Here is a 12,072-nt window from a genome sequence, read left to right as displayed (position 1 = left end):
CGCACAGACGATGCTGTGGCTGCTGCCGGCGCTCCCGCTCGGCGGCGCCGTATTCCTCCTGTTGATCGGCAAGACCAGCGACAAGTGGGGCCACATTCCCGGCACCCTGCTGGCGTTGGGCTCGTTCGGGGTCGCGGCGTGGGCGTTCAGCGAGATGCTGGACCGGCTCGATGCGGAACGGGCCGTGCACTACAACCTGTTCGAGTGGGCCCCGGTGACCGGGCTGAAGGTGGACTTCGCGCTGCAGCTCGATCAGCTGTCGATGTGCTTCGCGCTGCTGATCACCGGTGTCGGGTCACTGATCCACATCTACTCGATCGGCTACATGGCCGACGATCCGGGACGGCGGCGATTCTTCGCCTACCTCAACCTGTTCCTGGCCGCCATGCTGGTGCTGGTCCTCGCCGACAACTTCCTGGTGCTGTACCTGGGCTGGGAAGGCGTGGGTCTGGCGTCCTACCTGCTGATCGGGTTCTGGTACCAGAAGCCTTCCGCCGCAACGGCGGCCAAGAAGGCGTTCGTGGTGAACCGGGTCGGCGACATGGGGCTGGCCATCGCACTGATGATCATGTTCGCCACCTTCGGCAGCGTCGACTTCCGCACCGTGTTCGGGGCCGCGAATCAGGCGAGCACCGGAATCCTCACCGGCATCGGACTTCTGCTGCTGCTCGGGGCCTGCGGCAAGTCCGCGCAGGTGCCGTTGCAGTCCTGGCTCGGGGACGCGATGGAGGGCCCGACCCCGGTGTCGGCGCTCATCCACGCGGCCACCATGGTCACCGCCGGCGTCTACCTGATCGCCCGCTCCAACCCGATCTTCGACCTCGCGCCGGGCGCGCAGGCGGCCGTGATGGCCGTCGGCGCGGTCACTCTCCTCTTCGGGGCGATCATCGGTTGCGCCAAGGACGACATCAAGAAGGCCCTCGCCGCCTCGACCATGAGCCAGATCGGCTACATGGTGCTCGCCGCCGGGCTCGGCCCGGTCGGGTACGCGGCGGCCATCATGCACCTGCTCACCCACGGCTTCTTCAAGGCCGGACTGTTCCTCGGCGCCGGCTCGGTCATGCACGCCATGAACGACGAGACCGATATGCGCCGCTACGGCGGACTGCGCACGCTGCTGCCGATCACCTACGCCACCTTCGGGCTCGGATACCTTGCGATCCTGGGTGTTCCGCCGTTCGCGGGGTTCTGGTCCAAGGACCGGATCATCGAGGCGGCGTTCGCGCACGGCGGGGTCGGCGGCGTCGTCACCGGTCTGGCCGCGCTGAGCGGCGCGGGGATCACCGCGTTCTACATGACCCGCGTCATGATCTTCACCTTCTTCGGCGAGCGCCGCTGGAAGGAAGGCACCCACCCGCACGAGGCGCCCGCCTCCATGACGGGGCCGATGATCCTGCTGGCGTTCGGGTCGGTGTTCTCCGGCATGCTGTTCGCCTACGGGTCCGCGCTCACCAACTGGCTGGCGCCCGTCGTCGGCGAACACCACGGCGAACCGATGATTCCCGCCTGGGCCATCACCTTCTTCGCGCTCGCGGTGGTCGCGGCCGGCGTGTGGGTGGCCTACGACCAGTACGCGAAATCCCCGATCCCCGAAACCGCGCCCGCCGGACCCGCGCTCGTCGAAGCCGCCCGCCGCGACCTCTACGGCGACGTCGCCAACGAGGCCGCGTTCATGCGTCCCGGTCAGCACCTGACCCGGTCGCTGGTGTTCGTCGACAACCGCGGTATCGACGGTCTGGTCAACACGACGGCCGCGGTCATCGGCGGTCTGTCGGCCCGGATCCGGCGCGTGCAAACCGGATTCGTGCGCTCCTACGCCCTGTCCATGTTCACCGGCGCGGCCCTGGTGGTCGCCGCCCTGCTGGCGGTGAGGTTCCTGTGAACGATCTTGCCAACGCACCGCTGAACTCGGTGAGCGACTTCCCCTGGCTCACCGTGCTGTGGGCGGTGCCGCTCGCCGGAGCGGCGCTCGCGCTGCTGTTCCCGGCGGGTCAGCGCACCGCGGTGCGAGCCTTCGCGCTGATCGTGTCGCTGGGCACCCTCGGCATCGGCATCTGGCTGGCCACCCGGTTCGAAACCGGTGGGGCGCAATACCAGTTCGTGGAGGACCGCCAATGGATCCCGGCGTTCGGGGCGAGCTACACGGTCGGCCTCGACGGGATCGCGCTGGTGCTGGTGCTGCTGACCGCCGGACTGGTGCCGCTGCTGCTCATCGCCGGATGGCAGGACGAACGGGACGTCGGCACCGGGCCGCGGGTCGCGCACTACTACGTGGCGCTCACCCTCGTCGTGGAATCGATGGTGCTGGTCTCGTTCACCGCGTTGGACATTCTGCTGTTCTACGTGTTCTTCGAGGTCATGCTCATCCCGATGTACTTCCTCATCGGCGGCTTCGGCCCCCGCACCGGGGATGTCGCGGCGCGCCGGCAGCGGGCCCGGGCGGCGGTGAAATTCCTGCTGTACAACCTGTTCGGCGGGCTCATCATGCTGGCCGCGGTCATCGGCCTCTACGTCATCACCGCGCGCGAGAAGCTGGGCAGCCACGGCGGCGGCACCTTCGACTTCCGGACCGTCATGGAAGCGGCCAACTCCGGGCAGCTCGGCGCCACACCGGCGGTGCTGAACGCGCTGTTCCTCGGATTCATGTTCGCGTTCGCGGTGAAGGCCCCGCTCTGGCCGCTGCACACCTGGCTGCCGGACGCCGCGGTCGCAGCCACCCCCGCCAGCGCGGTGCTCATGATGGCGGTGGTCGACAAGGTCGGCACCTTCGGCATGCTGCGCTACTGCCTGCTGCTGTTCCCCTCGGCCACTTCGACTTACGCGCCACTGATCAGCGTGCTCGCGGTGATCGGCATCGTATACGGGGCGCTGCTCGCGATCGGGCAGACCGACGTCATGCGGCTGATCGCCTACACCTCGATCTCGCACTTCGGGTTCATCATCCTGGGCATCTTCGCGCTCACCACCCAGGGCGGCACCGGGGCGACGCTGTACATGGTCAACCACGGGATCTCCACCGCCGCACTGTTCCTCATCGCCGGGTTCCTGGTGTCGCGGCGGGGCTCGCGGCTCATCGACTCCTTCGGCGGGGTCCAGAAGGTCGCGCCGGTGCTGGCGGGCACCTTCCTCATCTCCGGACTCGCCACCCTGTCACTCCCCGGCCTGGCACCGTTCATCAGCGAATTCCTGGTCCTGATCGGCACTTTCACCCGCTACCCGGTAGCCGCCGTGATCGCGGCGTCCGCCCTGGTGCTCGCCGCGCTGTACGTGCTGTGGATGTACCAGCGGATGATGACCGGCCCGGTCAAGGAAGGCAACGAGCGCCTCTACGACCTGCTCCCCCGCGAAATGGTGGTCGTGGTCCCGCTGATCATCGCCCTGCTGTTCCTCGGCGCGTACCCCAAGCCGGCGCTGGACCGGATCGACCCGGCCGTCGCCCGCACCCTCACCACCATCGGACAGCACAATCCGGCCCCGGCCGTGCAGCCGGAAGCCGCCCAGACGAACCCCGGAGGTGCCCACAAATGAGTGGAGGTCTGCTGCTCACCGCCGGATTCGAGACGCGGCTCGCCGCGACCGTCCCGGCGCCCAGCATCGAATACCGGTATCTGTCACCGATGCTCATCGTGTTCGGCGTGGCCGTGGCGGGGGTGCTGGTGGAGGCGTTCACGCCGCGCGCGTCGCGATATCTGATCCACCTGGTGCTCGGGCTGGGCGGACTGGCGGTCGCGCTGGGCGCGGTCATCGGGCTGCGCGACGTCACCGCCACCGCGGTGGTGGGAGCCGTTGCCATCGACGGGGTTTCCCTGTTCCTGCAGGGCACCATCCTGGTCGTCGGCATCCTCGGGTTGCTGTTCATCGCCGAGCGGCGCGCGGACCGGATGCCGGTCCGGCGCGAAGGGCCCGGCACCTGGAGCCTCACGGCGTCGCGGGGCGGGGTGGATGCCTTCGCGCCGCAGGCGGCCTCCACTCCGGGCAGCCTCGATGAAATCGCCGCCACGAAAGCGGGAATCGCGACCACCGAGGTCTTCCCGCTCACCATGTTCGCGCTCGCGGGCCTCATGCTCTTCCCCGCCTCCAACGATCTGCTGACCATGTTCGTGGCGCTGGAAGTGCTGTCGCTGCCGCTGTATCTGCTGTGCGGGCTCGCCCGCCGGCGTCGCCTGCTGTCGCAGGAGGCCGCGCTGAAATACTTCCTGCTGGGCGCGTTCTCGTCGGCCTTCTTCCTGTACGGCATGGCCTTGCTCTACGGCTACGCGGGCACCATTCGGCTGCAAGGCATCGCCGAAGCGGTGGCCCGCGACGGCGGACAGTCCCACACCCTGGCCGTCATCGGCGTCGCCATGCTCGCGGTGGGCCTGCTCTTCAAGATCGGCGCGGTCCCGTTCCAGTCCTGGGTCCCCGACGTGTATCAGGGCGCCCCGACCCCCGTCACCGCATTCATGGCCGCCGCCACCAAGATCGCCGCGGTCGGCGCCTTGATGCGGGTGCTGTACGTGGCGGTCCCCGCCCTGCGCAACGACTGGCGGCCGGTCTTCGCGGCCGTAGCCATCGCCACCATGGTTGTCGGCGCGATCCTCGCCATCACCCAGACCGACATGAAACGCATGCTCGCGTATTCCTCGGTGGCGCATTCCGGTTTCATCCTCACCGCCATCGTCTCCGCCACCACCGCCGGCATCTCCTCCACACTCTTCTACCTGGCGGTCTACGGCCTCGGCACCGTCGGCGCCTTCGCCCTGGTCAGCCTGGTCCGCGACGAAAACGGCGACGAGGCAACAGCTCTCCCCGCCTGGGCGGGCATGGGCCGCCGCTCCCCCTGGCTGGCCATCACCTTCTCCCTGTTCCTCCTCTCCTTCGCCGGCATCCCCCTCACCAGCGGCTTCATCGCCAAATTCGGCGTCTTCGCCGCAGCCACCGGCGGCGAAGCGGCAACCCTCGTAATCGTCGGTGTCATCTCCAGCGCCATCGCCGCCTTCTTCTACATCCGCGTCATCGTCCTGATGTTCTTCACCGACGCCCCCACCACCCCACCCACCGTCGTCTACCCCACCCTCACCAGCACCGTCATCGCCCTCACCGCCGCGTCCACCCTGGTCCTCGGCATCTTCCCCCAGCCCCTCCTCGACCTCGCCGAGAACGCCGCCACCTTCACGCACTGAATCACCGAAAGAGCGGGCCCGCTGCGAATCACGCAGCGGGCCCGCTCTTTTCGTTCCCCCGCCCCGGGTATCGATGCCCAAGGAACTCAGGGCACACAATCTGACCCACGCTTGCTTCACAGTCGATAACCTCGGCCCTCGACCCTGCTGAACCGAGAGGACCATCAGTGCCCAATCTGAATAGTCGAGCCAAACTTCGCGGAACATTAGCCGCCGCGGCACTTCTCACCGGCCTGACTGTGGGCGAAGGCGCCGCGGTTGCCGCACCGGCCGATGTGCAACCCGCCGCGTCTACCGGGTCCGCGAGTGCCTCCGGGACAATGTCGGCGGAGATGGTACCGGTGATCAATGACGGTTCGGCCGGAATCACTGCGGGTTCGGCCGATGCATGGTCGTCGTCCCTACTCGGGCCGACCCTGCAAATGCTCTTCGGATGTGGCGGTCATTTGGTATCGAATTGCCCTCCTGGGACAAACGGATCGTTCTGATTTCTATCGTCACCACGTCAATCCCGCACATTCCTGCGGCGGGGAACTCTTAACCAAACGAACTGGGAGACTCACAGTGTCCGGATCTCATAATCGGAGCAGGCTTCGCGGAACACTCGCTGTCGCTGTGCTTTTCACCGGCCTGGCCGCCGCCAAGGGGATAGCAGTCGCCGCCACTCCGACCAGCGTTCAGCCAGTCGCGACGAGCGGGTCGGCGAGTAATTTCGCATCGATGTCCTCGGACTCGCTGCCCGTGTTGGCCACGGGTTCGAGCGCACTGTACGCGTCGCCGCTGGCTCCGCTCCTGAATGCGCTGTTCGGATGTGGCGGTTCGCTGATTTCGCAATGCCCTCGAGGGTCCGGCGTCGGATAGTCGAAGTCCCCTACCCCGCCACGCAACTCCGACAAGGGCCCCACGGTGGATTACACTCGCATCTTCATGTTGGTGATACCGGCATATTTGTTCACAATAGTCATCGAATGGGCTTCCTGGCGTCGCAGTGCGGGCGGGGATCGGACGCGTGGATTCTATCGTCCCGATACCTGGAACAGTGTGGTGATCGGTATCGCGAGCAGGGTTACCCGTTCGCTGGAGAACCTGCTCGTCCCATTCTCTTTCGTCCTCGTCGGGGCCGTTCTGACGCCGATTCAGCTGCCCGCCGATCGATGGTGGACCTGGGGCATCGGACTGATCGCGACCGATTTCTGCTACTACTGGGGACATCGGGCCGACCACCGGGTTCGCATATTGTGGTCGGCGCACAGTGTGCATCACTCCAGTGAGCAGTTCAATTTGACCACCGGGATCCGGATGCCATTCCTGATGCCCTACGCAACTTTTCTCCATAATGCCGCGTTCATGCCCGCAGCCCTGATCGGCGTCCCGCCGTACATCATCTTCTTCTGGCAGTTCGCCAGCTCGATCTACCAGTGGCCCATACACACCCAGCGCATCGGCTTCCTGGCTGCACCGATCGAGTACATCTTCAACACCCCCTCGCACCACCGCGTCCACCACGGCGCCGACAATCCCTACCTGGACAAGAATTACGGTGCCGTCTTCATCATCTGGGACCGCATGTTCGGCACCTACGCCCATGAATCCACCCCCGTGACCTACGGATTGACGAAGAACATCGGGACCTTCAATCCGATCAAGACGAACTATCACGAGTTCATGGCCATGCTGGCGGACATCGGCCAGGCTCGGGGTGCGCGGCCGACGCTGCGCGCGGTATTCGGCCCGCCTACCGCTCGGGTCGACTCGATTGCCTGATTGAGCAACCGCCCGGTCTCCGCCGCAACCACCCTCCAATGGCTGGCCGTCCTCGCCCTCCTCATCACCTTCCACACCATCTACGTCACCCGCAACGACCTGAAGGTCTGAGCCGGCTCGAGATGCGGCCCGGCCGGACTGGTTGCACCGGGCCGCACTGGCGTCCTCGTCACTCGATCGGGACATCGTTTCCGGCAACGAGTCCCAGATCCCCGTCGTAGCGGCGGTAGAGCAGGCGGCCGCGTCGATCGGACGGATCGGTGAAGAAGAGGAAGGGCAGGCCGTGGGCGCACAGTCGGGTGATCGCCTCCGCTTCGGTGAAATCCCTTGTCGGACGGGGGTTCATGGTCAGAGGCCGCCAGGTTGCCGTGAGGGGCGGACGCAGCTGCCGCTGCCGGGCCATCCGGACCCCCAGCGGCCCGGCCCAATACACGACCGCGTCCTCTCCGGTCTCGGCGTCGGTGAACAGGTGGGCGTCGAAGTCCATGCGGTCCATGGCCGCGGTCGCACCGACCGGATCGAACACGTTCAGGTGACAGTGCTTACGCCGGACGATCGCCCGATCGTCGCTCACGAACGCCGGCGCCGCGCGGCCCGGATCCGGTGCCCAGCGCGGCTCCGCTGTGCCGGTGAGCCGGTCCAATTGGCGGTCGAGTCGCTCGGCGGCGAAGGTGAGCGCGAACCCGCCGGGTCCTTCGGCCTGTACGCGGATCGCGGTCCCGCGAAACCGCGTGTTCACCTGCGCGATCGTCGTCGCGCCGAAGGTCCCGCTCCGCGCGAGCCGGACACTCGCCGGAGACTCGATATGGTGCCGCCGCAGCACGGACCGGATCACTCGGTCGGCTCGCACCTGCTCCATGGCGGTGATCGGTCCGCGCGACACCACTGCGACCGTGGGCCCCGAAACCGCCACCTTTTCCGTATTCATCGATCACGCCCCTCGTTCCCTGCCGATGCCGCCGAATGGCAACGCCCCCCATGCCACCATCCGGCGTTCGCCCCGGAACAGGGTCCAAGGTCCTCGCGGGTCACTTCCCGGAGCGCACCGGGGCCGTCGCCACCCCGCTCCAGCCGGCCCGTGCACCCGATTCCCCGATGCGATAGACCTGGACGGTCGCGGCCACGCCCGCCGCGATGGTCAGCACGGCCACCGCGCCGACGAGCGTCCGCGACAGCGCGCGACCCCGGTTCTCGCTGACGTGGATCACGGCCAGCAGGATCGCCACGGCCAGCAACGGGAGCGCGAAGTAGATGAACGTGTCGCCGAGGTGAGTGTGGCTGCGCAGGTCCGGGTTCCGCCCGACCCGCCGCTCGAGCCACTCGCCCGCCTCCGTGGTGATCGGTGTCAGCACCGCGATCACGACCGCGAGCGCGACCGTCAGCCAGACCAGGCGCCGCCGCACGGCCGGCCACAGCGCCGACAGGATCGCCAGCAGTGCGGTCAGCGGCACCAGCACCACGACGGCGTGGACCAGCAGTAGGTGGGCCGGAAGCCCATTGATCGTGGACATCAGCGACTTCCGTTCGGATCGGCGGCATTGCGGACAAGCTTTCACAGACCCGCTGTGAGAACGCTGAGGCCACCGCGCGAGACCGCTGGGAGCGAACTGCGAACGAAGGGCGCACAGCTCGATGACCTGTGCGCCGCATCGTCGGTGACGCTCAGTTCGCAGCGGCCGCGTCCGGTGCCGCAGTCCCCTCCGGCCAGCGCCAGTCGGCGATCTCCGGCGGGTCGACGCCGTAGCGACGGGCGTAGACGTCGGCGGCTTCGCGGCGGGCGGCGAACTGCTCGGTGAGCGGTGCGAGCTGTTCGGCCAGGCGAGGCACCTCGGCGAGGGCGGCGGCCGCCAGGGTGAAGCGGTCGATGCCGTTCATCGCGCACATGCTGAACGGTGTGGTGGTGGTGCCGTTGTCGGTGAAGCCGTGGACGTGCATACCGTCGTGGCCCGGGCGGCGGTAGGCGATGCGGTGGATCAGCCACGGGTAGCCGTGGAAGGCGAAGATCACCGGGGCGTCGGTGAAGACGGAGCGGTAGTCGGCGTCGGAGATGCCATGAGGGTGACGGTCGGGCGGGAACAGGCGGGCCAGGTCCACCACGTTGACCACGCGAACCGCCAAGTCCGGCACCGTGTCCCGCAGCAGCGCCGCCGCGGCCAGGGTCTCCTGGGTGGGGACGTCGCCCGCACAGGCCAGCACGACCTCGGCAGGACGATCGGAATCCGTACTCGCCCACCGCCATACGCCGAGTCCGCGTTCGCAGTGCGTGCGAGCCGCGTTGTCGTCGAGGTATTGCAGCGCGGGCTGCTTGCCCGCGACCACGACATTGACCCGGCCGCGGCTGCGCAGGCAATGATCGAAGACGTGCAGCAGGCAGTTGGCGTCCGGCGGCAGATACACCCGGCTGACCTCGGGTCGCTTGCTGAGCACGTGGTCGATGAAGCCGGGATCCTGATGCGAGGCTCCGTTGTGGTCCTGCCGCCACACATGCGAGGTGATCAGGTAGTTGAGGCTGGGAATGGGCTCACGCCAAGGAAATTCGGCCGCCATGTGCAGCCATTTGGCGTGCTGTACCACCATCGAGTCGATGACGTGCGCGAACGCCTCGTAGGTCGAGAACACCCCGTGGCGACCGGTCAGCAGATAGCCCTCGAGCCAGCCCTGGCACAGGTGTTCGGAGAGCACCTCGAAGACACGGCCATCCGGCGAGAGCCGGTCGTCGCCGGCGATGCGCCGTTCGCGCCAGCGTCGGCCGGTGACCTCGAGAATGGCGTCCAGCCGATTGGAGGTGTGTTCGTCCGGGGAGAAGAACAGCAGGTTGTGTGGATTCTCGACCAGCGCATCGCGCAGGTAACCGCCCAGCACCCGGGTGGCCTCGGCCGATTCGGTTCCGGGCGTCGCGAATCGGAGGCTGTAGTCGGTCGGGCAGGGTAGCTGCAGGTCGGCGCTGTCGTGGCCGTGCGCGGCGCGGTTGGCGCTCATCCGCAGGCCCTTCGGGTGCAGGCCCGCGATCCGCTCCACCGGATGGCCGGCGGCGTCGAAAAGCTCCTCGGGATGATAGGAGCGCAGCCAGTCCTCCAATTGCGCAAGGTGTTCCGGATTCTCACGGACGCCCGCGAGCGGCACCTGGTGGGCCCGGAAGGTGCCCTCGACGCGGACGCCGTCCACCGTCGCCGGGCCGGTCCACCCCTTCGGGGTCACCAGCACGATCATCGGCCGGCACGGGTCGCGCGGACCGAGTCCGAACTCGGCGTCGTCGCGGATCTCGCGAATCCGTGCCATCGCCTCGTCGAGCACGGTCGCGTATCGTGCGTGCACCTCGGCCGGATCGGAGCCCTCCACATACATCGGCTCCCAGCCCTGCGAGCTGAGCAGCGCGTCGAGCTCACCGCGCGACATGCGCGCCAGCAGCGTCGGATTCGCGATCTTGTAGCCGTTGAGGTGCAGGATCGGCAGCACGGTCCCGTCGGTGACGCGATCGAGGAACATCGACCCGTGCCAGCTGGTGGACAGCGCGGCGGTCTCGGCCTCGCCGTCACCGATCATGCAGGCCACCACCAGATTCGGATTGTCCAGTGCCGCACCGGTGGCATGGGCGAGCGAGTAGCCCAGTTCGCCACCCTCGTGGATGGAGCCCGGCAGATGCGGCGAGGCATGGCTGGGCACTCCGCCGGGGAACGAGAACTGCCGGAACAGCTCCCGCATCCCGGCCAGGTTCTGCCCCACCTCCGGGTGCCGCAGCGAGTAGGTGCCTTCGAGCCAGGTCGCGGCGGTGAGCGCCGCCGCGCCGTGGCCGGGGCCGAGCACGAACAGCATCTCCTGCCCGGTGCGCATGATGACGCGATTGAGGTGGGCGTAGGTCAGGGTCACCCCGGGCACGGTGCCCCAGTGCCCGATCAGCCGCTGCTTGATGTGTTCGGGCCGAAGCCTTTCGGTGAGCAGCGGGTTGTCCATGAGATAGATCTGACCGGCGGCGAGGTAGTTCGCCGCCCGCCACCACGCGTCCAGATCGACCAGATCGTCCCGGATTCCGGTTTCGGAGCCGGGCATGGTCCTTGTCATCGCTTGGTCTCCTTGCCGTCGTCGTGCACGACCATCACCGGGCAGTGCGCATGCTGAATCACGTAGTGAGCGGTGGATCCGAGCAGCAGGCCGGCGAACCCGCCGCGACCGCGGTTGCCGACCACGACCAGTTGCGCGGTCTTCGACAGCTCGGTCAACTCGGCCGCGGGCCCGGCGACAGCGACCTCCCGGGTCACCTCGACGTCCGGGTACTTCTCCTGCCAGCCCGCCAGCCGCTCGGCCAGCACGGCCTCCTCGATATCGTCGAGGTTCCCGGTCATCGCCGCGCTCACGTCCCCTGCGAACTGCCCGGTATCCCAATCACTCCACGCATGCATCGCGACCAGGCCCGTGCGCCGCTCGGAGGCCTCGGCGAACGCCGCGGCGATGGCGACCTCGCTGGTCTTGCTTCCATCCACGCCGACCACCACGGGACCGGTGGTGCGGACCGCGCCGCCGGTGTAGGGGTCCGGCCGCACCACGATGATCGCGCCGCGCGCGTGGCTGGTGACCGCGAACAGGGTCGAACCGAGATGCGCGAGAGTTCCGGCGGTAGCGGACGCGCCGATCACCACGGCGAAGGCGTTGGCACTGTCCTCGATCAGCAGCTGAGCGGCGGTGTCGCCGGACATCGACGACGTGACCTGCACCGCCGGGTCGTACTCGCCCGCGACCACCAGCGCCCGCGCGATCAGCGCCTGGCCGGCTGCTTTGACGCTGTCGATCAGCGGCTGCGTCGCGACCGCGTAGGTACCGACGCCGCGGCTGACGCCCACCAGGTCCATGCCGTGGACGATGTGCAGTCGCCGCCGGTGCTGCGCGGCGTACTCCACCGCCCAGCGCAGGGCACGCGCAGCGCCTTCCGAGCCGTCCACGCCCACCACCACGGGCGCCGCGGCCAGCCGATGCGGATCGTCGAATTGCTGCTGTGTCATCGTGACCTCCGGAGTGAGGTGAAGTCGTCGGCACCCGTATCGGGCTGGTTCTCTCACGGTAGGAACGCGACCTGCCTCACGACTGCGGGCGATCGTCCTCGAACCGGGGACCAAAGGCCTCTGCGCGGCGGCTCTGACCAGGTGATGGGACT

The 12,072-nt window shown here is 67.8% G+C and carries 8 protein-coding genes; 4 read left to right on the top strand and 4 right to left on the bottom strand.

All coding sequences use genetic code 11. The features are described 5' to 3' along the window. Nucleotides 1–10 precede the first annotated feature (10 nt). From nuoL to ACYVKL_RS27630, 4 genes are all read left to right on the top strand, one after another. Complete coding sequence (gene nuoL / locus ACYVKL_RS27645; protein WP_379166679.1) at nt 11–1,882, top strand: NADH-quinone oxidoreductase subunit L; 1,872 nt, start codon at nt 11–13, stop codon at nt 1,880–1,882. Nucleotides 1,883–1,911: 29 nt separating this feature from the next. Then, nucleotides 1,912–3,528 carry an NADH-quinone oxidoreductase subunit M gene (locus ACYVKL_RS27640; RefSeq protein ID WP_379166677.1) on the top strand — a complete coding sequence of 539 codons (1,617 nt, stop codon included), beginning with the start codon at nt 1,912–1,914 and terminating at the stop codon, nt 3,526–3,528. Nucleotides 3,529–3,539: 11 nt separating this feature from the next. Next, a complete protein-coding gene (gene nuoN, locus ACYVKL_RS27635) occupies nt 3,540–5,162 on the top strand; it encodes an NADH-quinone oxidoreductase subunit NuoN (RefSeq protein WP_379166675.1) in 1,623 nt (540 codons plus the stop codon). Nucleotides 5,163–6,206: 1,044 nt separating this feature from the next. After that, nucleotides 6,207–6,926, top strand: coding sequence for a sterol desaturase family protein (locus tag ACYVKL_RS27630; protein WP_379166061.1), 720 nt, complete (start codon nt 6,207–6,209; stop codon nt 6,924–6,926). Nucleotides 6,927–7,095: 169 nt separating this feature from the next. On the opposite strand, the gene ACYVKL_RS27625 is transcribed toward ACYVKL_RS27630, so the two are convergent. The 4 genes from ACYVKL_RS27625 to ACYVKL_RS27610 form a co-directional block, all read right to left on the bottom strand. Then, nucleotides 7,096–7,854 carry a sigma 54 modulation/S30EA ribosomal C-terminal domain-containing protein gene (locus tag ACYVKL_RS27625; RefSeq protein WP_379166060.1) on the bottom strand — a complete coding sequence of 253 codons (759 nt, stop codon included), beginning with the start codon at nt 7,852–7,854 and terminating at the stop codon, nt 7,096–7,098. A gap of 100 nt (nt 7,855–7,954) precedes the next feature. Then, nucleotides 7,955–8,437, bottom strand: coding sequence for a DUF2231 domain-containing protein (locus ACYVKL_RS27620; RefSeq protein ID WP_379166059.1), 483 nt, complete (start codon nt 8,435–8,437; stop codon nt 7,955–7,957). A gap of 151 nt (nt 8,438–8,588) precedes the next feature. Then, nucleotides 8,589–10,985, bottom strand: a complete 2,397-nt coding sequence (locus ACYVKL_RS27615; RefSeq protein ID WP_379166058.1) for a phosphoketolase family protein — start codon at nt 10,983–10,985, stop codon at nt 8,589–8,591. Beyond that, nucleotides 10,982–11,920, bottom strand: a complete 939-nt coding sequence (locus ACYVKL_RS27610) for a universal stress protein (protein WP_379166057.1) — start codon at nt 11,918–11,920, stop codon at nt 10,982–10,984. The genes ACYVKL_RS27615 and ACYVKL_RS27610 overlap by 4 nt, the downstream gene beginning before the upstream one ends. Nucleotides 11,921–12,072: the final 152 nt, after the last annotated feature.

This window comes from Nocardia tengchongensis (assembly GCF_054781395.1).
Note: the sequence above shows the minus strand (reverse complement) of the source record. Positions and strands in the feature narration are given on the sequence as shown.